Annotated in this window: 19 protein-coding genes and 1 riboswitch; of the genes, 15 read left to right on the forward strand and 4 right to left on the reverse strand. The window is 66.8% G+C overall.

The genetic code is table 11. The features are described from left to right. Positions 1–41 precede the first annotated feature (41 nt). The 3 genes from F0185_RS22205 to F0185_RS22215 all read right to left on the reverse strand — a co-directional run bounded on the left by F0185_RS22205 (position 42) and on the right by F0185_RS22215 (position 3,449). Entirely contained in the window at positions 42–641 is a 600-nt protein-coding gene (locus tag F0185_RS22205) for an SRPBCC family protein (protein ID WP_167228161.1), read from the reverse strand. A 19-nt stretch (positions 642–660) separates the two neighbouring features. Beyond that, complete coding sequence (locus F0185_RS22210) at positions 661–1,797, reverse strand: MGDG synthase family glycosyltransferase (protein WP_229477135.1); 1,137 nt, start codon at positions 1,795–1,797, stop codon at positions 661–663. Positions 1,798–1,895: 98 nt separating this feature from the next. After that, a complete protein-coding gene (locus F0185_RS22215) occupies positions 1,896–3,449 on the reverse strand; it encodes a S8 family serine peptidase (protein WP_229477136.1) in 1,554 nt (517 codons plus the stop codon). Positions 3,450–3,732: 283 nt separating this feature from the next. Then, positions 3,733–3,839, forward strand: a riboswitch (TPP riboswitch). Positions 3,840–3,919: 80 nt separating this feature from the next. On the opposite strand from F0185_RS22215, the gene thiC reads away from it, so the two are divergent. From thiC to F0185_RS22260, 9 genes are all read left to right on the forward strand, one after another. Further along, positions 3,920–5,833, forward strand: coding sequence for a phosphomethylpyrimidine synthase ThiC (gene thiC / locus F0185_RS22220; RefSeq protein WP_167228204.1), 1,914 nt, complete (start codon positions 3,920–3,922; stop codon positions 5,831–5,833). A 2-nt stretch (positions 5,834–5,835) separates the two neighbouring features. After that, positions 5,836–6,048, forward strand: a complete 213-nt coding sequence (thiS, locus tag F0185_RS22225; protein ID WP_370664050.1) for a sulfur carrier protein ThiS — start codon at positions 5,836–5,838, stop codon at positions 6,046–6,048. A 23-nt stretch (positions 6,049–6,071) separates the two neighbouring features. Beyond that, positions 6,072–6,869 (forward strand): thiazole synthase, encoded by a 798-nt coding sequence (locus F0185_RS22230; RefSeq protein WP_370664052.1) that lies wholly within the window; start codon positions 6,072–6,074, stop codon positions 6,867–6,869. A 17-nt stretch (positions 6,870–6,886) separates the two neighbouring features. Continuing rightward, the gene (gene thiD, locus F0185_RS22235; RefSeq protein WP_167228208.1) at positions 6,887–7,624 is read left to right on the forward strand and encodes a bifunctional hydroxymethylpyrimidine kinase/phosphomethylpyrimidine kinase; all 738 of its coding nucleotides are present in this window, start codon (positions 6,887–6,889) and stop codon (positions 7,622–7,624) included. 20 nt (positions 7,625–7,644) lie between these two features. Next, a complete protein-coding gene (gene thiE, locus F0185_RS22240; RefSeq protein ID WP_167228165.1) occupies positions 7,645–8,292 on the forward strand; it encodes a thiamine phosphate synthase in 648 nt (215 codons plus the stop codon). Between the two features lie 36 nt (positions 8,293–8,328). Further along, positions 8,329–8,964: an ANTAR domain-containing response regulator gene (locus F0185_RS22245; protein ID WP_167228167.1), complete on the forward strand. Its 636-nt coding sequence runs from the start codon at positions 8,329–8,331 to the stop codon at positions 8,962–8,964. Positions 8,965–9,269: 305 nt separating this feature from the next. Further along, positions 9,270–9,854 carry a DNA-binding transcriptional response regulator gene (locus F0185_RS22250; protein WP_167228168.1) on the forward strand — a complete coding sequence of 195 codons (585 nt, stop codon included), beginning with the start codon at positions 9,270–9,272 and terminating at the stop codon, positions 9,852–9,854. 2 nt (positions 9,855–9,856) lie between these two features. Beyond that, complete coding sequence (locus F0185_RS22255) at positions 9,857–10,267, forward strand: response regulator (protein WP_167228170.1); 411 nt, start codon at positions 9,857–9,859, stop codon at positions 10,265–10,267. A gap of 193 nt (positions 10,268–10,460) precedes the next feature. Then, a complete protein-coding gene (locus F0185_RS22260) occupies positions 10,461–11,567 on the forward strand; it encodes an S-(hydroxymethyl)glutathione dehydrogenase/class III alcohol dehydrogenase (protein WP_167228172.1) in 1,107 nt (368 codons plus the stop codon). Between the two features lie 35 nt (positions 11,568–11,602). On the opposite strand, the gene F0185_RS22265 is transcribed toward F0185_RS22260, so the two are convergent. After that, positions 11,603–12,112 carry a DUF4240 domain-containing protein gene (locus tag F0185_RS22265; RefSeq protein WP_167228174.1) on the reverse strand — a complete coding sequence of 170 codons (510 nt, stop codon included), beginning with the start codon at positions 12,110–12,112 and terminating at the stop codon, positions 11,603–11,605. A 215-nt stretch (positions 12,113–12,327) separates the two neighbouring features. On the opposite strand from F0185_RS22265, the gene F0185_RS22270 reads away from it, so the two are divergent. The 6 genes from F0185_RS22270 to F0185_RS22295 all read left to right on the forward strand — a co-directional run bounded on the left by F0185_RS22270 (position 12,328) and on the right by F0185_RS22295 (position 20,916). Further along, positions 12,328–12,771: a hypothetical protein gene (locus tag F0185_RS22270; protein WP_167228176.1), complete on the forward strand. Its 444-nt coding sequence runs from the start codon at positions 12,328–12,330 to the stop codon at positions 12,769–12,771. Positions 12,772–12,846: 75 nt separating this feature from the next. After that, on the forward strand, positions 12,847–13,221 hold the full coding sequence (locus tag F0185_RS22275) for a hypothetical protein (protein WP_167228178.1): 375 nt from the start codon (positions 12,847–12,849) through the stop codon (positions 13,219–13,221). A gap of 8 nt (positions 13,222–13,229) precedes the next feature. Further along, positions 13,230–15,902 carry a class III lanthionine synthetase LanKC N-terminal domain-containing protein gene (locus tag F0185_RS22280; protein ID WP_167228180.1) on the forward strand — a complete coding sequence of 891 codons (2,673 nt, stop codon included), beginning with the start codon at positions 13,230–13,232 and terminating at the stop codon, positions 15,900–15,902. Positions 15,903–16,170: 268 nt separating this feature from the next. Beyond that, complete coding sequence (locus F0185_RS22285) at positions 16,171–18,120, forward strand: M56 family metallopeptidase (RefSeq protein ID WP_167228182.1); 1,950 nt, start codon at positions 16,171–16,173, stop codon at positions 18,118–18,120. Positions 18,121–18,131: 11 nt separating this feature from the next. Continuing rightward, positions 18,132–18,599 carry a hypothetical protein gene (locus tag F0185_RS22290; RefSeq protein ID WP_167228184.1) on the forward strand — a complete coding sequence of 156 codons (468 nt, stop codon included), beginning with the start codon at positions 18,132–18,134 and terminating at the stop codon, positions 18,597–18,599. 7 nt (positions 18,600–18,606) lie between these two features. Beyond that, positions 18,607–20,916, forward strand: coding sequence for a UvrD-helicase domain-containing protein (locus tag F0185_RS22295; protein ID WP_167228186.1), 2,310 nt, complete (start codon positions 18,607–18,609; stop codon positions 20,914–20,916). Positions 20,917–21,095: the final 179 nt, after the last annotated feature.

A 21,095-nucleotide genomic window follows, 5' to 3' on the forward strand; every position in this document is an offset into this window, starting at 1 on the left:
GTTCATTATAGAGGACTACGGGGCGCAGCCGGGACGGGCGTTTATTGGGCGGCCGCGCGCTGGCGCAGCGCTTCCAGCGTCTTGGGCATGCCGCCACGGCTCATGCTGTCGACGATCCAGCCCAGTCCCATCGGCACCGGCCCCGGGTCGGTGTACACCATGTACTTGACCACGGTCTTGTTCTTGTCCGCCGCGTGCGGCGCCAGCAGCCAGTAACCGGTGGTGTCGGCAATCGACTCCTCGGCGCTCACGCCGGCCCAGGGCAGCATCTTCCACGACAGCTGGCACTGCGCGGCGGACACCTTCGGTTCCATGCGCAGGCGGTACTTCTTGACCTTCCCGAGCGGCAGCTTGAGCGTCATGTCGACCTGCGCCGCGTCCTCCTTGCGCATGACCGCCACCTTGTCCACGTTCGGCATGAAGGAGGGGTAGGCGGCGTAATCCTGGATCATCGCGCACAGTGCCGGCAGCGGCGCGTTGATGATGGTGGCGGCCATGAAGGCCTTGCCGGGCTGGCCGGCCTTGCTGACGTCGGCGAGGGCGACTTGCGTCTCGCTCAGTCTGGCGGTGTCGATGCCGGTGTCGGCCAGCGCGCCGGCGCAGGCAGTCAAGAGGGTTGCGGCAAACAGGAGTCTGGTCATGGTGCTGTTTTCAGTGTGGTCATGGCGTGCTGGCCGGCTTGGCCAGCACATGGTCGAGGACATCGGCGGCCGCATGCGCGCGGCCCAGGGCGCGCGCGCGTTGGCCCATGGCTGCCAATTGATCGGGATGCGCGAGCAGGTGCGCGATGCGGTATTCCAGCGTGGGGCCGTCAACCGCCTTGAGGGCGACGCCTTGTTCGAGCAGGTAATCGGCGTTGCGCTCTTCCTGCCCCGGGATCGGCGAATTGACGATCATCGGCAGGCCCATGGCCAGGCATTCCGAGCTTGTCAGCCCGCCCGGCTTGGTGATGACCAGGTCGGCGCACGCCATCAGGCGTTCCACCTTGTCGGTAAAACCCTGCGCCAGCAAGCGTCCCGGAAAACGCGTCGCCAGGACCTTGAGCGCGGCCAGCGCCTTGGCGTTTTTGCCGGCCAAGACGATCAGCTGGAACGTGCCCTCCAGGGCCAGCAGGCGTTCGGCCACCGTGTCCAGGCTGCCCAGGCCAGCGCCGCCGCCCATCAGCAGGAAAGTGGTGGTGCTTGGGGCGAGCCCGAACTCGCGCGCGCATTCGGCGCGATCGAGCGCCTGGCCGAAGGCCGGCATGATCGGAATGCCGGTCACGTGGATGCGTTCGGACGGAATGCCGCAGCGGCGCATGCGGTAGGCGACTTCCTCGTTGCCGGCAAAGTAGCCGGCCATGTTCTCGTGTACCCACATGCGGTGCAGGTCGAAGTCGGTCACCTGCACCCATACCGGGGTGGTGAAGCCGCGCTTGCGGATCGCGCGCGCCAGGATTTCGGCCGGCAGGAAGTGGGTGCAGACGATGGCGTCCGGCTGCGCCTCTTCGATGGCGGTCATCAGCGTGCGCGTGTTGAGGCGTTCCAGGCCGCGCCGCAGCTGCTGCATGGTGCTGTCCGGGCGCGCATCGTTGCTGGCCTGGTACAGGTAGCCCCACAGCGCCGGCGCCTTGTTCACCAGCTTGAGGTAAAACTCGGTGTACATCTTGCGAAAGGCAGAAGGAACGTAATCCATCACGTCCAGGTGGGTCGCCTCGATGCCGCCCGGCGCCGCGTTGGCGGCGGCGCGAATCGCTTCGGCCGCGCGCATATGGCCGGCGCCGGCGGAAACGCTTAACAGCAAGATCTTTTTCGTCATACGTGCCTGAGATGGGGAGGGGCGCGGCGCGCCCCGGATAAACAAAAGTCTATCAGCGTACCATCTCCGCACGGTCCTGCGTCAGAACCCGCCCCGGATCAATTGCCGCAACCGAGTAACTTGATGCGCTCGTACGCGGCTTTTGCCTGGACCAGGCCAAAGCCATACCTGGTGTCGCGTCCCGCCGTGCCCAGGTCGAGCGCGCTCTTGCCGAGCGAACTGCGAATTTGCGTTCCGCTGCACGTAGGGAAGTAGCTCCACACCAGCGCCGCCACCGCCGACACGTGCGGGGTCGCCATCGAGGTGCCGTCGAAGTAGGCGTAGCTGGCCGGCTTGACCGCCACCGTGGCGCTCTGGCCCAGCTGGGTTTTCAGCTGCGCGCCCTCAAGGCTTGATGCCGTTACCGACGGGATCAGGGTGGCCGTGCCCACCGTGCCGCCAAAGCCGCCGGCGACGTTGTTGTACACCACCGCGCCCACGCCGCCGCTGTTCTGGCAGTTGGCCACCTTGACGGCAAAATCGATGGTCCCGCGCGCGATCAGGCACACCTTGCCCGAGACGGCGGCATTGGTCTTGTCGCCCAGGCCGAAGTCGGCCAGTGGGGCGGTCGCCGTTTTCACCGGCGAGCCATCCATCGACCCCGGCGCGTACACGGTGGCGCCGACCGTCAGAGCCGGCGCGCTGCCGCTGTTCATCGGCACGGTCGAGAGCACGCCCACGCCGGGGCCGGCGATTTCGACCTTGCTGTTGTACTGCGAGAAGCTGGCCCAGGTTTTGTTCTCGTCGAGCGCGCCGACCATCATCACGCTGCTGTAGCCGGCCGGGTACGAGACCACCGTGTTGCCATCGTTGCCGGCGGCGGCGATGCTCAGCACACCCTTGGCGGCCAGCGCATCGAAGGCGCGCTGCTCGGTCTTGCTGGCGCGCCCGCCGCCGAGCGACATGCTGATGACGTTCGCGCCGGCGCCGCCGCACTTGTTCGCGGCGCTGGCCAGGGTCGAGGAATAGGCCCAGCCGGCCGCGCCGAACACCTTCACGATGTGCAGTTTCAGGAGCCGGTTGGCGTTCACGCCCACCACGCCGGTGCCGCTGTTGTTGATGGCGGCGATGGTGCCCGCCACGTGGGTGCCGTGGTGGTTTTCGTCGGTGTACCAGTTGCCGGTGCCGGCGTCGTACTCGCCGGCGACGCTGTTGGCGCTCAGGTCTTCATGCGCGCGGTCGTAGCCGGAATCGATGATGCACACCTTGCGGTTGGCGGCGTTTGTATCGGGCAGCAGGTCGGCCTGCACCATCTTGATCCCGTACGGGACCAGCTGGCCGGTGGCGTACGGCGTGCCGGTCGACGCCGAGGTCAGGGCGAACGCCTTGCGCACCACGTCTTCCTCGATGTAGTCCACGTTCGGATTGCGCAGCAAGCCATTCAGGGCCTGGGCCGGCACCTCGATCGCCATCGCATCCATGCCGTGGATCTCGTGCTTGACCGCGCCGTGCGCACCGGCTACCGCCGCCTTGACGATGGCCGCCTTGCCGGGTTTGAAGGCGACGATCACGCGCGTGGTGTCGGTGGCAGCGCCGGCAGGCGCTGTGACGCCGATGGCGATGAACGATACCAGCAAGCGGACCGCGTCGGCGGTGGTTGACTGTTTCATCATGAAGGTTCTCCAAACTGACGATTGACGGGCGACTGGCATGCAAGCCGGCGACCCGGGATTCGTCGTCCCCGCGCAGGCGGGGATCCATACCGCCGTTGCTCCGAGGTGCCATGGATTCCCGCCTGCGCGGGAAAGACGGCGCTTAGGCTGGTGCCATTGGCAACCGGCCCGGGTGGTCCAGTGTCCCACTCGCCCGCAAGGCGGTGTTGTTCTGGGTCACGTGCCGAAAAAGCCATGTTGTCGGGCGGATCAGCAGGTATAATTGCGCTCGCTGCCGCAAGGCGGCACACGCTAGGGGTCCTGCAAATCGCAACAGCGAGGCGCGGGTGAGAAACACCCTCTGAACCTGATCTGGATAATGCCAGCGAAGGGAAGCCAGTGAGTTCCATGGGTGCGCCGTCACGGCCGCACTTCCGGGCTCCGACTCCTTTGCTGGCTCCTGCACGCAATGGAGCCACATGAACGCACCGCTGAAAGCCCCCCTCAAATTCGATTCCGCCACCGCCACGGTGGATGAAGCGGCGATTGCGCCTTTTCCGAATTCCCGTAAAGTCTATGCCCAGGGCAGCCGCGCCGACCTGCGCGTGCCGATGCGCGCTGTCAGCCAGTCCGATACCGCCGCCTCGTTCGGCGCCGAACCGAATCCGCCCGTGTATATATATGACACCTCCGGCCCGTACACCGATCCGGAAGCGACCATCGACATCCGCTCGGGCCTCGGCACCCCGCGCCTGCCGTGGATCGTGGAGCGCGGCGACACCGAACAACTGGCCGGCCCCAGCTCCGCTTACGGCCAGGCGCGCCTGGACGACCCGGCGCTGGCCGCGCTGCGCTTCCAGCTGCAGCGCACGCCGCGCCGCGCGCTCGATGGCGCCAATGTGACGCAGATGCACTACGCGCGGCGCGGCATCATCACGCCCGAAATGGAATACGTGGCGATCCGCGAAAACCTGCGCCGCCAGGAGTACCTGCAGGAGCTCGAAGCGTCCGGCCCGATGGGCAAGCGCAGCGCCCAGCTGCTGGGACGCCAGCATCCGGGCCAGTCCTTCGGCGCATCGATCCCCGATACCATCACCGCCGAATTCGTGCGCGAAGAAATCGCCCGCGGGCGCGCCATCATCCCGGCCAACATCAACCACCCGGAAGTCGAGCCGATGATCATCGGCCGCAATTTCCTGGTCAAGATCAACGCCAACATCGGCAATTCGGCCGTCACCTCGTCGATCGGCGAGGAAGTCGAAAAAATGACCTGGGCGATCCGCTGGGGCGCCGACAACGTCATGGATCTGTCGACCGGCAAGCACATTCACGAAACGCGCGAATGGATCATCCGTAACAGCCCGGTCCCGATCGGCACCGTGCCGATCTACCAGGCGCTGGAAAAGGTCAACGGCAAGGCCGAAGACCTGACCTGGGAGATCTTCCGCGACACCCTGATCGAACAGGCCGAGCAAGGCGTCGACTACTTCACCATCCACGCCGGCGTGCTGCTGCGCTACGTGCCGATGACCGCTTCGCGCCTGACCGGCATCGTCTCGCGCGGCGGCTCGATCATGGCCAAGTGGTGCCTGGCGCATCACAAGGAATCGTTCCTGTACACGCATTTCGAAGACATCTGCGCCATCATGAAAGCCTACGACGTCTCGTTCAGCCTCGGCGACGGCCTGCGTCCGGGCTCGATCTACGACGCCAACGACGAAGCGCAACTGGCCGAGCTGAAAACCCTGGGCGAGCTGACCCAGGTCGCCTGGAAGCACGACGTGCAGGTCATGATCGAAGGCCCGGGCCACGTGCCGATGCAGCTCATTAAAGAGAACATGGACCTGCAGCTGGACCAGTGCGGCGAAGCGCCGTTCTACACCCTGGGGCCGCTGACGACCGATATCGCCCCCGGCTACGACCACATCACGTCGGGCATCGGCGCGGCCATGATCGGCTGGTACGGCACCGCCATGCTGTGCTACGTCACGCCCAAGGAGCATCTGGGCCTGCCGAACAAGGATGACGTCAAGGACGGCATCATCACCTACAAGATCGCGGCCCACGCGGCCGACCTGGCCAAGGGCCATCCGGGCGCGCAGATCCGCGACAACGCGCTGTCCAAGGCGCGCTTCGAATTCCGCTGGGACGACCAGTTCAACCTGGGCCTGGACCCGGACAAGGCGCGCGAATTCCACGACGAGACCTTGCCCAAGGATTCGGCCAAGGTGGCGCATTTCTGCTCGATGTGCGGTCCGCATTTCTGCTCGATGAAGATCACCCAGGAAGTACGCGACTACGCCGCCAGCATGAACGTGAGCGAGCAAAGCGCGCTGCGCCAGGGGATGGAAGTGAAAGCCATCGAATTCGTGCGCCAGGGCGGCGAGCTCTATAAAAAGGTGTGACCGTGATCGAGATCGAGATCGAAGTCAACGGCGAGGCACGGCGCGTGGCGCCGGGCGCCTCCTTGCTCGACCTGGTCGAGGAACTTGGCCTGCCGACCGGGCAGGCCATGGCGCTGGCGGTCAACCGGCAGGTGGTGCCGCGCCAGCAGTGGCCGCAACGAGCGCTGCTGGCGCTGGACAAAATCGAGATCGTGCGCGCCATCGGCGGCGGCTGACATATAAGGAACCGGATATGAACATGAACGACAACAACGGGGGTGGCGACGTCCTCACCATCGCAGGCAAAACCTACCGTTCGCGCCTGCTGGTCGGCAGCGGAAAATACCGCGACCTGGCGCAAACGCGCGAGGCCACCGACGCCGCCCAGGCCGAGATCATCACCGTGGCGATCCGCCGCGTGAACATCGGCCAGGACCGCAACGCTCCCAGCCTGCTCGACGTGCTGCCGCCCGACCAGTACACGATCCTGCCCAACACCGCCGGCTGCTACAACGCCAAGGACGCGGTGTACACCTTGCAGATGGCGCGCGAACTGCTCGGCGGGCGCAACCTGGTCAAGCTCGAAGTGCTGGGCGATGAAAAGACCCTGTTCCCGCACATGCCCGAAACCCTGGTCGCCGCCGAAGCGCTGGTCAAGGACGGTTTCGACGTCATGGTCTACTGCAGCGACGATCCGATCCAGGCGCGCCTGCTGGAAGAAATCGGCTGCGTGGCCGTGATGCCGCTGGCGTCCCTGATCGGTTCCGGCATGGGCATTCTCAACCCCTGGAACCTGCGGTTGATCATCGAGCAGGCCAAGGTGCCGGTGCTGGTCGACGCCGGCGTGGGCACGGCGTCGGATGCGGCCATTGCCATGGAACTTGGTTGCGACGGCGTCTTGATGAACAGCGCCATCGCCGGCGCGCGCGATCCGGTGCGCATGGCCGGCGCCATGCGCCTGGCGGTGCAGGCCGGGCGCGGAGCCTTTTTGGCCGGGCGCATGCCTAGGCGCTTCGCCGCCGTGCCGTCGTCGCCCGTGACCGGCAAAGTCGCGTGACAGGGCAGGGCGCTTGCATGCCGGTGGTGCTGGTGTTCGCCGGCCTCGATCCGTCGGGCGGGGCCGGCATCGCGGCCGACCTGGGCGCGATCGCGGCCCAGGGCGCGCACGCGCTGCCGGTGGTCACCGCGCTGACGGTGCAGGACCATAACCGCGTGTACGACATCGTGCCGGTCGATTGCTCCCTGCTGGCGCGCCAGGCGCAGGCGCTGATCGACAGCGTCGCCATCGGCGCCGTCAAGCTCGGCATCCCCGGCAACCGCGCCAACGCCGAAGCGATTGCCGCGCTGGTCAACCAACTGCGCCAGCGTGACCCGGCGCTGCCGGTGGTGCTCGACCCGGTGCTGGCCAGCGGCCATGGCGATGCGCTCGCGCGCGGCGATGCGCTGGCCGCGCTTGCGCCCCTGTTGGCCGTGGCCACCCTGGTGGTGCCGAACCTACGCGAAGCGCAAGCCCTCGGCCGGCTTATGTGCCCGCACGTGCTGGTCACCGGCGGCCATGGCGACGGCCCGGACGTCGTCAACCGCTGGCATGGCGGGGAGCACGAACAGGAGTGGCGCTGGCCGCGCCTGCCCGGCGAGTTCCATGGCAGCGGCTGCACCCTGGCGGCTGCCATCGCGGCCCGCCTGGCGCTGGGCGAGTCGATGCAAGACGCCCTCGAACGCGGCCAGTCCTATACCCATCAAAGCCTGGCGCAATCGTTTTCGATCGGCGCCGGGCAGCGCATTCCACAGCGCTTACCTTCCTTACTATGAAACAGAAAGCGACACTCCCCATGCGAGGACTTTACCTTGTCACCCCCAACTGGGACGATACCGGGCGCCTGCTCGATTGCACCCGCGCCGCGCTCGAGGGCGGGGTCGCGCTGGTCCAGTACCGCCACAAGGACGCCAGCCCGGAGCTGCGCCGGCACCAGGGCGCGGCGCTGCTGGCCTTGTGCCGCCGCTACGGTCGTCCGCTGGTGATCAACGACCACCTTGAGTTGTGCCTGACGCTCGGCGCCGACGGCGTGCACGTGGGAGGCACGGACGCCAGCGTGGCGCAGGTGCGCGCCGCGCTGGGACCCGGCAAGATCGTCGGCGCCTCCTGCTACGGCGACCTGGAACTGGCGCGCGCGGCCGAACGCGATGGCGCCACCTACGCGGCCTTCGGCGGCTTCTATCCCTCGCCGGTCAAGCGCTACAGCTTCACCACCGCGCCCGATATCTTGCTGGAAGCGCGCAGAGCGCTCGCGCTGCCGCTGGTGGTCATCGGCGGGATGACGCCCGAGAATGCGGCGCCGCTGGTCGATCGCGGCGCCGACATGGTGGCGGCGATCACCTCGGTCTACGCCAGCCTTGACCCGACTTGCGCCGCGCGCCAGTTCGATGCCTTGTTCGGCGCACAGCGTAAAACGTGCGCGAACGCGACCGGGGCCGTATAATCTTTTTACCCTTCTTCCCAGCGTAAAAGGATTGCCGTGCCAAATTCCGCCCCTGTCGCGAAACGTCGCATCCTTATCGTCGACGACGACCCGTTGCTCCTGCAGTTTCTCAATGAAGTCATCGGCCACGCCGGTTACGACACCGTAACCGCATCGTCCGGCGAAGAAGCGCTGCAGCAGATCGCCGCCGGCGAGCCGGACATGGCCCTGCTCGACATCACCATGCCCGGCATGAGCGGGCTGGAACTGGCGCACCACCTCAAGACCCACACCACGGTGCCGTTCATGTTCTTGTCGGCCATCGGCGACAGCGAATCGAGCCGGCAGGCCGCCGCTTACGGCGCGCTGGGCTACCTGGTCAAGCCGGTCGACGCCGAGCGCCTGATGCCGGCGTTCGAAGCGGGCCTGGCGCGCGCCGACGATATCCGCCAACTGCGCCGCACCGAATTGAACCTGAACGCGGCGCTGGCCGCCGGCCGCGAAACCAGCCTGGCCGTGGGCCTGTTGATGGGCAAATTCCAGACCGACCGCAACACCGCTTTCGAAGTGCTGCGCGACCACGCACGCTCGAGCCGGCGCAAGATCAACGAAGTGGCCGACCAGCTGCTTGCCGCTGAAGAAACATTGAACAGTTTGCATTCCGGCTTCGCCAATCGTCTCAAAGCCAAGTGATTGCGCACGAAGGCGTTGCGCATTGCGCACGCTTTCACATAAAAAGTTCTTGCGGACTGTTCCCGTAGGGCAAATGTTTGTTACACTAAAAGCGTGAATTTCAGTTTGTTCACACAGTTCCTCGCGTGATTGAGCCCTGACCCGCTCGCGTCCGCCCTTTTCCTGCGCCGCCTTTCCCCTGCGGCCGATAGATGTTTTCGGCCCAGCTCCGCCGATTGTTCCCCGATGTCATTGCGCCTTTGCCATGTGCGTTGTTGCGCTGCGACTTGGGATATCGATCGAACCGGTTCAGAAAGGAAGTCGCCATGAAAGCGACCGCTAATTACAAACTCTGTGTTTCCGCCGCTCCCGCACAAATTGTCGCGAACGAACGCCGCACCTTGTTTTCCCACACCCCCCGGCGTTGGCCGGTCGGCCCGGCCCCGGTCGGCATCGATGCCGACGCGCCGCGCCTGACCGCGCCCATGATGGATGCGGCGCTCGAGCTCGGGCCACGTCCGCAGGCCGGCGCCGGCCACACCACCGCTGCGCGCAACGCGCCACGCGTGCTGCACATCGACAGCGACGACAAGACCGCGCTGGTGCTCTCCACGCTGTTGGCGCCGGAAGCGTGGGTGACCCATGTGAGCACGATCGCCGAGGCGCGCCGCGTGCTCGCGACCGAACTGTTTTCGCTGGTGGTGCTCGATCCCGGCCTGTCCGACGGCGACGGCCGCGCGCTCATGCCCGAGCTGTTGACCACGCCCCTGCTGGTGTACTCGGCGCGCCTGCCCGACGCGCGCGACCCGGTGCGCGCCTTCTTGCCCAAGCCGTGGACGTCGCCGCGCCAGCTGTGGAGCACCATTGCGGCCATGCTCGGCATCCCTGCGTGCATGACGGCGGGGGATTAGCCATGAACAGCGACGCGAGCCACGGCCTGAAATCGATCTTGTATGTCGAAGACGACCTGCACGTGCGCACCACGGCCAAGCTGGTGCTGGAGGTGATCGGCAAATTCGACGTGCGCGACTGCGGTTCGGGGCGCGAAGCGCTGCTGGCCGCGATGGATTTCAAGCCCGACCTGATTTTGCTCGATGTGATGATGCCGGAACTGGACGGCCTGGCGACCCTGGCCATGCTGCGCCGCATACCGCACCTGGCCAACACGCCGGCGCTGTTCGTGACCGGCCTGACGGCGGCGGCGGACATCGCCCGTTATGCCGAGGTGGGCGCCATCGGCGTCATTCCCAAACCCCTGATGCCGCTGCGCCTGACCGGGCAGTTGCACTCGCTATGGGAGCAGCATGCGCTCACGGCGGCCTGACCTCCGTCGTTCCCGCGCAGGCGGGAATCCAAGTTCGCGCCTGCGCGGGAACGACGGTCCTTAATATAGTGGCAGGAATTGCTGCGTAGTGTGATCACCTTCAGACACCGAAGATGCACGCTTGTCCCCAGCTTGATATGATGGCGACACTGCGCCCTTGCGGCGCTCCGACCATCTGAGGGACAGGAACAACATGAAAACCAAGGCAGCGATTGCATGGAAGGCGGGCCAGCCGCTGACGATTGAAGAAGTCGACCTGGAAGGCCCGCGCGCGGGCGAGGTACTGGTCGAAATCAAGGCCACCGGCATCTGTCACACCGATTACTACACCCTCTCCGGCGCCGATCCGGAAGGGATCTTCCCCTCCATCCTCGGGCACGAAGGCGCCGGCGTGGTGGTCGACGTGGGGCCGGGCGTCACCAGCCTGCGCAAGGACGATCACGTCATCCCGCTGTACACCCCCGAATGCCGCCAGTGCAAATTCTGCCTGTCGCAAAAAACCAATCTGTGCCAGTCGATCCGCTCGACCCAGGGCCGCGGGCTGATGCCCGACGCGACCAGCCGCTTTTCGATCGACGGCAAGCCGATTTACCACTACATGGGCACATCGACCTTCTCGAACTACATCGTGGTGCCCGAGATCGCGCTGGCCAAGGTGCGCTCGGACGCCCCGTTCGACAAGATCTGCTACATCGGCTGCGGCGTGACCACCGGCGTGGGCGCGGTGCTGTTTACCGCCAAGGTCGAAGCGGGCGCCAACGTGGTGGTGTTTGGCCTCGGCGGCATCGGCCTGAACGTGATCCAGGCCGCCAAGATGGTCGGCGCCGACAAGATCATCGGGGTGGACCTGAACCCCGAGCGCGAAGCGATGGCGCGCAAGTTCGGCATGACCCACTTCATCAATCCGTCCAAGGTGGAGAACGTGGTCGACACGATCATCGAGCTCACCGACGGCGGCTCCGACTACAGCTTCGAATGCATCGGCAACGTGACCACCATGCGCCAGTCGCTCGAATCGTCGCACAAGGGCTGGGGCCAGTCGATCATCATCGGCGTGGCGGCGGCGGGGCAGGAGATTTCGACCCGTCCGTTCCAGCTGGTCACCGGCCGCGTATGGAAAGGCTCGGCCTTCGGCGGCGCGCGCGGGCGCACCGACGTGCCGAAGATCGTCGACTGGTACATGGAAGGCAAGATCAATATCGACGACCTGATCACCCATCGCCTGCCGCTCGAACGCATCAACGAAGGCTTCGACCTGATGAAGAGCGGCGAGTCGATCCGCTCGGTGGTGCTGTACTAAGCCAAGCCAGCCGCGCCGGACCCCGATCCGGCGCTCTACTCGCTGAACATCGCAGCCAGGCGCGGAAGCCTGGCGTCGACGGCGTCTTCGTCCCAGCTCTCGCCGTGCGGACCATCCTGGAACGCGAACATGTGGCGCGGGAAGTCGTCGCCCGAACGCCCGGTCTTTTCCTCCCATGCCTTGCCGGGCGCGTACAACATTCCCTCGACCTGGCATTCGTCGTCGGCCTCGCCGACCACATCGGCCAGGCTGTCGGCGTCGCGCAGCGCGGCCTCGTATACCTGCTCGCCTTTGCCGATCAGCCAGCCCGTGAAATCCATGAAGCCATCGTCCGAGCACCCGCCGCCGATGATGTAGGCAGCCGCCCACAGATCCCAGTGATACGCGCGATTGACGTGCTCGACCATCAGGCGATCGAACTCCACGATCTGGTCCGCTTCCAGCTCCGCCAGCAAGCCTTCGAGCGTGTCGACCTGCGCTTCGGGATCGTGGTCCGCGGCCAGGCGCGATGCATCGATCAGTGTCCAGAAATCGTTCTTTTCCAAGTTCATCTCCCAAATAGAATGTGTGCGATCAGGCATTCTAACGGACCTGCCACCGTAGCCCGGCCTGGGCACGCTCGCGCGCAAGTGCGGGTTTGGGCGCGATCAAAAACCTCGCCGCCACGCCGCCCTATATTGAACTTCCCGGGGTGTCGTTCGTCCGTAGCCATGCAGCAAGAGCACCCCTGTTGTAGTGCTTCGTCTTGTGGAGGTTTCAAATGGATCCCAAAGTATTCCAGAGTCTGGTCGAAAAGGCCAAAGCCGATCCCGCATTTTTCCATCAACTGATCTTTACCCCTGAAACGGTCATCGCCCAGGTGAGCGATCTTGACCGCCATGCCAAAGGTTCGTTGGTCGGCCAGGACCCGGCAGCCCTGATCGCCAGTGCGCTGGGCATCTTGCAACGCTGCGGCAACACCTGCTCGAGCAGCTGCGACAACACCTGTGGCGGCAGCTGCGGCTACACCACCAACCTGACCGCCGAGGTGGCAATTTCTACCCCTGCCGTCACCTACTTCTCGCGGGTGAGCAGCGCATTGCAACGCTGCGGCAATACCTGTTCGAGCAGCTGCGACAACACCTGCGGCGAAAGCTGCGGTTACACCACCAACTTTACCGATATGGGCGGTGTGGTCATCAATCCGGCAGCCTGGAATCGCTAAGCGCCACGGCGACGCGTCGCGCGGCACCGGCGCGTCGCTTTTCCGGCCCCGCACCACCCGAACAAGGAGTCCGCCATGGACAGAACGACTTTCACCCGCCTGGTCGGCGAGCTGCGCGGCAATGCGCAGCTGTTCCAGGCCTTCCTCACCGATCCCGCCGCCGCACTGGCCACGCTGGCCTACCTCGATGAGCCAACCCGGCGCGCGCTGCGCGCCATCGATCCGCAAGCGTTCATCGCCGACGCCACCGCGCTGCTGGACCGGGACCGCCTGCTGCAAGCCTGCGGCCCCCAATACACCTGCTCCTGCACCTCGTACACCTGCGCCGGCGTCACCTGCGGTGGCTCGACCTGCGACGTCACCTGCACCGAATTCAGTTGCGGCAATACCTGCGGCGACAGCTGCGGCTTCACCACCAATATCGGATCCCGCTTCTTCGCCTGGAAATGAGCCACCACATGAACCCATCACCCGACAGCGCGCTGCCGACCACCCCTTCCTACCAGGACCATTTGCTTGACCACGGCCTGGCGCCCGCGACCAGCGGCGTGTGGCTCAAGGTCGGCCGCACCGATCGCGTGCAGGGCTGGAAGCTGCACGTCTCGAGCGTGCCGGCCGAGGCCCACGCCCTGCTCGACGCCATCGTTCCCATCCTGCGGGACGGCCAGGTACCCTTCAAGATCGCCAGGGACGCCACCATCCTGGGACTGCTCAATGAAGGCAACCTGGGCGCCACCCAGGTCGGCAAATTCTGCACCATCTACCCGGCCGACGACGCCGCCGCCAGCGCGCTGGCCGCCCAGCTGGTGCGGGCTACGCAGGGTTTCAACGGCCCCGTGATCACCTCCGACATGGCGCTCGGGAACCTGGTGTACGCGCGCTACGGCGGCTTTAACACCATCGTCGAGCGCGACCTGCTCGGCCAGCACCACCTGTACATCCGGGACGGCGCCGGCCAGCTCATTGCCGACGCCTACACCCAGCCCTTCGTGCCGCCATCCTTCGCCGCCTGCCCGTTCGCCGCCGCACCCGCGCCGGCCCCTGCCAGCCGCACCAGCGGCGCGGCGACCTTCGGCCCCGGTTATGTGCTGGTCGACGTCGTCAAGCAGCACGCCAAGGGCAACGTCTACCTGGCGATCCTGGCCAGCTCGCAGCAGGACGTGGCGGGACGGATCATCAAGGAGGGGCGCAAACACTGCCTGTCCGATATCCACGGGCGCGACATCCGGGTGCGCCTGCGGCGCCAGGGCGAGATCCACGCGCGCCTGAAAGGCGTGGCGCCCGTGCCGGCGTGCGACCCGTACTTCGAGGTCGACGGCGACGGCTACCTGGCGATGACCTACCTGCCCGGGGCCGACCTCGAAAGCGTGGTGCAGGCGACCCTGCAGCGCGGTCCGTGGAGCGCGGCCGGGCATGCCGGCCAATTGCGCCTGCTGGACGCGCTGCGCCGGCTGGTCGGCGCCGTCGAACGGCTGCATGGCGCCGGCTTCGTGCACCGCGACCTGAGCGTGTCGAATGTCTGGCTCGGCGACGATGGCGACACCTGGCTGCTCGACCTGGAGATCGCGCAGCACGTGGGCGACCCCAGTCCCGTGTTCGGCAAGGGCACGCCGGGCTTCATGGCGCCGGAACAGGAGGCCGGCGCGGCGCCCACCTTCGCCCAGGATATCCATGCGGTGGCGGCGCTGATCCTGTTCGCCCTGACCGGCCTCGATCCGCGCCGCACCCTGTTCGCGCGCGCCGGCTCGCGCGTGCGCAACGTGCGCTATCTGGCCGCGTCGGTGCCCGAGGCGCTGTTGAACGTGGTGCTGGCCGGGGTGGACGACGACCCGCTGGCGCGGCCCACCCTGGCCGCCATCGGCCAGCAACTGGCGGCTTACCAAGCGCGCCTGGGCGCGGGCGGCGCGTGCGCGACCGCCATGCCGCCGGCGCCACCCATCGACTTTGGCGCCTGCGCCCGCGGCGCCGGCCTGGGCCTGCTGCGCCACGCCTTTCGCGATCCGCAATCGGGGCTGTGGCTGTCGGCGGGCATCGCGAACGGGGCGGGTGGCCAGGAGCAGGCCTCCTCGTACGAACTGCGGCGCGGCGCCAATCGCGGCGTGGCCGGCGTGGTGTATGCGCTGGCGCGCCTGCGGCGTGCCGGCATCGCCATCGACGACGCCGCGCCGGCGCTGAACCAGGCCGTGGACTGGCTGCTGTCGGACGCCCTCACGCCCGATCACGGCATGCCGGGCCTGCACTTCGGCGACGCCGGCGTGGCGGTCGGCATCGCCGAAGCCGTGCATGCCGGGCTGGTGCCGGCCACGGCGCGCATCGACCAGTTTGTGGCCCGGGTGTTCGCCGCGCCCATCACCTGGCCCGACCTCACGCACGGCGCGGCGGGGCAGGGCCTGGCCGCCATGCTGTGCGCGCACAGCCTGGGCACGGCTGCGCCGCTGGCCATGGCGGGGCGCTGCGCGCGCTACCTGGCCGACACCCAGGCGCCGGACGGCTCCTGGGTCATGCCGGAGGGCGTGCCCGGCATGTCCGGCGAAACCATCAGTGGCTTCGCCCACGGCGTGGCCGGGATGGTGTTCTTCCTGCTCGAGCATGGCGCGCGCTTCAATGACGACACCAGCCGCGCCAGTGCCGCACGCGGCTTGCGCTGGCTCGAAGCGCATGCGCTGGCGCCCGATGGCGCGGCGGCGCTGCAGTGGCATTACAGCGACCGCCAGGGCGCGGTGTGGAACTGGTGGTGCCACGGCGCGCCCGGCATCGCGCTGACTTTTCTGCGCGCATACCGGCATACCGGGGACCCGGCCATGGCGCTGCTGGCGCGGCGCGCGCTGGGCGCCATCGACGGCCATCTGCGCGCGCCCAACCTGACCATCTGCCATGGCCTGGCCGGGATCGGCGAGATCTTGCTGGAAGCGGCGCACACGCTGGGCGAGCCGGCCTGGCGCGACAAGGCGGCCACGTTGGCCGGCACCATCGCGCATCTCGGGCATCGCTGCGCCGACGGCAGCCTGGTGTGGCTGGCGGAAGACCCGGTGGCGCCGACCGCCGACCTGATGGTCGGCATGGGCGGTATCGCCCACTTCATGGCGCGCCTTGGCGACGGCGGCCGCGAGCTCGGCTTTCCGCTGCTCTAGTTGTTCCCAAGCCGGCATTGACGACGCCAATGCCGGCTTGGGCCGCCTGCCTGCGCGCCAGGCCCGCGTTTTGGTCGCCTGTTCCCCGGAATCGACCGCCCATCGCCTGCCGCTGGAGCATGCGCCCCCTCCTCTCTACAGTCATGCTCACCCGGGCCGCGCCCGCGCTTGCCCGGGAAGTAGAAAAATAGTTCTAGACAAAAGTATCTAGATATTTTATTCTACATTCACCCTTTGACGGAGAGACCATGCACGCAGGAACCCACCCATGAACGCCATGCTCGCCGTCATCGTGCCCAGCCTGGGCTGGGCCTTGCTCGACTTTGTCTGGCAGGGATTGTTGATCGGCTGCCTGGCCGCCATCGGCATGGGATTGCTGCGCGGCGCGCGGCCCCAGCTGCGCTACGCCGTCGGCTGCGCCGCGCTGCTGCTGTGCGCCGCCTTGCCGCTGGCTGGAACAGTGCAGCGCATGCTCGATGCGCAGGCCGCGGCCACCACCATCCTGCCGCTGCGCGCCATCGCCATGCCGGCCGGCGAGGCCGACGCGCCGCTGCTGGCCGCGCAGGTCGCCAGCTGGGAACCGGTGTTGCAGCAGCGCTTGCCCCTGCTGATGTTTTTCTGGAGTTGCGGCGCCGGCCTGCTGGCGCTGCGCCTGATGCTCGGGCTGGCCTGGGTGCGCCGTCGCAGCCAACCGGGCCGCTACCTGCGCGACGCCGCCTGGCAGGCGAGAGTGGACCGGCTGGCGCTGCGTTTCGGCGTGGCGCGCAAGGTCGCGCTGGGGCTGGTGCACGACTTGCCCGGCCCGGTGACGGCCGGCTGGTGGCGACCGGTGATCCTGGTGCCGGCTTCGCTGGTGAGCGGCATGCCGCCCGATTTGCTCGAAGCCCTGCTGGCGCACGAAATGGCGCATATCAAGCGCTTCGATTACCTGGTCAACCTGATCCAGAGCGCGATCGAAATGGTGCTGTTCTATCACCCTGCGGTGTGGTGGCTGTCGCACCGGGTGCGGATCGAGCGCGAACAGATTGCAGATGATTTAGCAGCAAGCATGCTCGGCGAACCGCGGCGTCTGGCGCTTGCATTATCCGAACTGGACCAGTTCCAGTTCTCCACCCCTCAACTTGCCCATGGGGCTCACGGAGGAAATCTTATGTCCCGCATCAAACGCCTGGTCCGCCCGGATACCGAACCACTGAACTGGAAAATGGCGCTGCCGATTCTCGGCCTGTCGGCCGCTTGCGCCGCCTTTTACGCCAACGCGCAGACAGCGCCGCCGGCGCCGGCGACAGCCGTGCGCGCCGGCAGCGCGCCGGCGGTCCCGCCAGCCCCGCCGGCACCGCCAGCCATCCCGGCCTTGCGCGCCGCCGTAGCCGTTCCCGCCGCGCCGCCCGCGCCACCGCTGCCGCCCGCTCCCCCGGCGCCGCCGCGTCTTCCCCTCAGCATTACCAAGGGTCCTGGCGAGATGTCGTATGCGCTGGTGCAAGGCCCCGAGCGCAAGGGCATGTTAAGTGGCGACAGCCGCGATGTCGACGACATCGCCGCCGCCAAGCACACCGTCCAGGGGGACTTTTTGTGGTTCCGCCAGGGCGACCAGGCCTACGTGGTGCAGGACCCGGCCCTGATCGCCAGGGTTTCCGCCGCCTACGCGCCGCTCAAGCGCCTCGGCGCCCAGATGGAGGTGCATGGCAAGGAAATGGAAAAGCACGGCAAGGTGGTCGAGCAATTGGGGCGCGAGATGGAACGCAAGGCCGGCGCCGACCAGCCCGAACATGCCGAGACGCGCCGTATCGCCGGCCTGATCGCGGCTCTGGCGCCGCAGCAAGCCCGTTTGCAGCGCGAGATCGTGCAGCTCGAGCGCCAGATCGACGACGCCGGCGGCCCGACCCGTGCGCAGTTGTCGGCCAGGCGCGACCAGCTCAATGTCAAGCTGAGCGACATCGAACGCCAGCTCGACGTGCAGCACGCGCAGCTCGAGCGCCAGCACGGCAGGATCGAACAGGCGCGCGCGCCGCTCGACGCCATCGGCGAGCAAATGAAAGAAGCGGGCAAGCCGATGGACGCGCTGGGTAAAAAGATGAATGTGCTGGGGCGCGAGATGGACCAGCACGGCAAAGCGGCCGAGCGCGTGATGCGCGAGGTGCTGCGCGACGCCGTCGCGCGCGGCCTGGCGCGGCCGGTGCCGGGGCCACGCGCGCCCGGCCTCGCAATGTTAACTTAATTGCATATCGATTGTGCAATGAGGGACGCTGGGTCATCGACCTGGCGCCCATGGTCGCGCAGGCCAAGGCCGTGCACGGCGGCGAAAAAGAGATTGCCCAGCTTGAGCGCACCTTCAAGGACGGCGTGATGGTGATCGATGCAAAAAGCGTCAAGCTGGCGCTCGCCGGGGACGACGCCAGGCCGCTCAGCTATCCCTACAAGATCGTCGCCGCCGATCCGGACAAGCCGCAGTGCGTCAACCTGCTGATGGCGGCCTTGCCCAAGCCGCTGGCGTATTGCCTCAGCGATGGCGTACTGTCGGTCAACGACCCGGCCAGCGCCCTGGTGTCGACGTATCGCCGCGCCGCGCCGGCCAAAGCCGACGCCACTGCCACGGATGCGGCCAGGGCCGAAGGCGCGACCCCGGCGGCAGCCGGCGGCCGGGAAGCCCGTTCGCCAGCGAAAGCGTCGCCGTCCAATGGCGGCGCGCCGGTATAATCACGGGATGCAAAATCTCCTCCACAACCTCAATCCCGAACAACTCGCCGCCGTCACCCTGCCGCCGCAGAGCGCCCTGATTCTCGCGGGCGCCGGCTCCGGCAAGACGCGCGTGCTGACGACCCGCATCGCCTGGCTGATCCAGACCGGCCAGGTTTCGCCGGCCGGGATCATGGCGGTGACGTTTACCAACAAGGCCGCCAAGGAAATGACGACGCGCCTGTCGGCCATGCTGCCGGTGAGCACGCGCGGCATGTGGATCGGCACCTTCCACGGCTTGTGCAACCGCTTCCTGCGCACCCATTACCGCGATGCCGCGCTGCCGCAAACCTTCCAGATCCTCGATTCGCAGGATCAGTTGTCGATGATTAAACGTTTGCTGAAAGCGAACAATGTCGATGACGAAAAGTACCCGGCCAAGAACCTGATGTATTTCATCAACAACGCCAAGGACCAGGGCTTGCGCGCCAATCGGGTCGAGGCGCACGACCCGATCGAACGCAAGATGGTCGAGTTGTACGATCTGTACGACAATCAGTGCCAGCGCGAAGGCGTGGTCGATTTTGCCGAACTGCTGCTGCGCGCCTATGAGCTGCTGCAACGCAACCAGCCGCTGCGCGAGCATTACCAGGCGCGCTTCAAGCACATCCTGGTCGACGAGTTCCAGGATACCAACGACCTGCAATACAACCTGCTCAAGCTGCTGGCGGGGCAGGGCCAGCAGGTGGCCGGCGCGCTGTTCGCCGTGGGCGACGACGACCAAAGCATTTACGCCTTTCGCGGCGCCAATGTCGGCAATATGAGCGCCTTCGAGCGCGAATTCCGGGTCGAGAACCTGATCAAGCTCGAACAAAACTACCGCTCGCACGGCCACATCCTCGACAGCGCCAACCACCTGATCGCCAACAACAGCAAGCGCCTGGGCAAGAACCTGCGCACCGATGCCGGTCACGGCGAGCCGGTGCGCATCTACGAAGCCTCGTCCGACCTGGAAGAGGCGCAGTGGATCATCGAGGAAGCGAAGAGCCTGATGCTTGAGGGTGCGTTGCGCAGCGAGATCGCGATTTTGTACCGCTCCAATGCGCAGTCGCGCGTGATCGAGCATGCGCTGTTCGCGGCCGGCCTGCCGTACACGGTGTACGGCGGCCAGCGCTACTTCCAGCGCGCCGAGGTCAAGCACGCCATCGCTTACCTGCAACTGATGGACAATCCGCACAATGATTCGGCCTTTTTGCGGGTGGTGAACTTCCCCACGCGCGGCATCGGCATGCGCTCGATCGAGGCGCTGCAGGCGGCCGCCGAGCAGTACGGCATTTCGCTGTACGCGGCGGTGCCCTACGTGGCGGGCAAGTCGGGTTCCTCGCTCAATAGTTTTGTGAAGCTGGTCGAAGGCGCCCGTTTCGAGACCGGGCAACTGGCGCTGCCCGAGATGGTGCGCGTGGTGCTGGAAGCGAGCGGCCTGCTGCAGCACTACCAGAACGAAAAAGAAGGCGCCGACCGCATCGAGAACCTGGAACAGATGGTCAATGCGGCCACCCAGTTCGTGCAGGAAGAAGGCTTCGGCCAGGGCGCGCCAGCTTACCTCGGTCCCAAGACTTACGCCAGCGTGGGCGAGATGCTGGTCGAAGGCGAGGGAGTCGAGATCATCGACGCCGATACGCCGCTGAACGTCGTCATGTCGCCGCTGTCGGCCTTTCTGTCGCACGCCTCGCTCGAAGCGGGCGACGCCCAGGCCCAGGCCGGGCAGGATGCGCTGCAACTGATGACGGTGCACTCGGCCAAGGGACTCGAATTTGACGCCGTGTTCATCACCGGCCTGGAAGAAGGCCTGTTCCCGCACGAGAGCAGTTCGCGCGAGATGGATGGCGTGGACGAAGAGCGGCGCCTGATGTACGTGGCCATCACGCGCGCGAGGAAGCGCCTGTACATGAGTTTTACGCAGTCGCGCATGCTGCACGGGCAGACCCGCTACAACATGAAATCGCGCTTCTTCGACGAGCTGCCCGAAGAGGCGCTCAAGTGGATTTCGCCGCGCGTGCAATCGCACTGGTTCGGCAACAAGAAGTCGGCCTGGGACGACGCCAAGTTTACCGGCGGCTCGGACAACAAGATCGCCCAGCAGATCGCGCAAAAAGCGGCCAGCAACGGGCCGGGATGGCGCATCGGCGAATCGGTGGCGCACGCCAAGTTCGGCGAAGGGGTGATTGTCAATATCGAGGGTGGCGGGAGCAACGCGCGCGCGCAGATCAATTTCGGCAAAGCCGGCATGAAAGTGCTCGACCTGTCGGTCGCCAAGCTCGACCGGGTCGGACGCTGAAGCGGCGTGGGGGGGGGGGGGGGGGGGGGCCCCCCCCGGGGGGGGGGGGGGGGGGGGGGCGGGGGGGGGGGGCGGGGGGGGGGGCGGGGGGGGCGGGGGGGGGGGGGGGGGCGGGGGGGGGCCCCCCCCCCCCCCCCGCCCCGGGCGGGCCGGGCCCCCCCCGGCGCCGGCGCGCGGGG

It is taken from the genome of Massilia rubra (assembly GCF_011682065.1).
In the GTDB taxonomy this organism is placed as follows: Bacteria; Pseudomonadota; Gammaproteobacteria; order Burkholderiales; family Burkholderiaceae_D; genus Telluria_A; species Telluria_A rubra.

What these genes read in the sequence shown, in the direction of transcription:
- F0185_RS22205 (WP_167228161.1), bottom strand. Translation starts at nt 641, where the DNA reads ATGACCAGACTCCTGTTTGCCGCAACCCTCTTGACTGCCTGCGCCGGC.
- F0185_RS22210 (WP_229477135.1), bottom strand. Translation starts at nt 1,797, where the DNA reads ATGACGAAAAAGATCTTGCTGTTAAGCGTTTCCGCCGGCGCCGGCCAT.
- F0185_RS22215 (WP_229477136.1), bottom strand. Translation starts at nt 3,449, where the DNA reads ATGATGAAACAGTCAACCACCGCCGACGCGGTCCGCTTGCTGGTATCG.
- F0185_RS22230 (WP_370664052.1), top strand. Translation starts at nt 6,072, where the DNA reads ATGAACGACAACAACGGGGGTGGCGACGTCCTCACCATCGCAGGCAAA.
- thiD (WP_167228208.1), top strand. Translation starts at nt 6,887, where the DNA reads ATGCCGGTGGTGCTGGTGTTCGCCGGCCTCGATCCGTCGGGCGGGGCC.
- thiE (WP_167228165.1), top strand. Translation starts at nt 7,645, where the DNA reads ATGCGAGGACTTTACCTTGTCACCCCCAACTGGGACGATACCGGGCGC.
- F0185_RS22250 (WP_167228168.1), top strand. Translation starts at nt 9,270, where the DNA reads ATGAAAGCGACCGCTAATTACAAACTCTGTGTTTCCGCCGCTCCCGCA.
- F0185_RS22255 (WP_167228170.1), top strand. Translation starts at nt 9,857, where the DNA reads ATGAACAGCGACGCGAGCCACGGCCTGAAATCGATCTTGTATGTCGAA.
- F0185_RS22260 (WP_167228172.1), top strand. Translation starts at nt 10,461, where the DNA reads ATGAAAACCAAGGCAGCGATTGCATGGAAGGCGGGCCAGCCGCTGACG.
- F0185_RS22270 (WP_167228176.1), top strand. Translation starts at nt 12,328, where the DNA reads ATGGATCCCAAAGTATTCCAGAGTCTGGTCGAAAAGGCCAAAGCCGAT.
- F0185_RS22275 (WP_167228178.1), top strand. Translation starts at nt 12,847, where the DNA reads ATGGACAGAACGACTTTCACCCGCCTGGTCGGCGAGCTGCGCGGCAAT.
- F0185_RS22280 (WP_167228180.1), top strand. Translation starts at nt 13,230, where the DNA reads ATGAACCCATCACCCGACAGCGCGCTGCCGACCACCCCTTCCTACCAG.
- F0185_RS22285 (WP_167228182.1), top strand. Translation starts at nt 16,171, where the DNA reads ATGAACGCCATGCTCGCCGTCATCGTGCCCAGCCTGGGCTGGGCCTTG.
- F0185_RS22295 (WP_167228186.1), top strand. Translation starts at nt 18,607, where the DNA reads ATGCAAAATCTCCTCCACAACCTCAATCCCGAACAACTCGCCGCCGTC.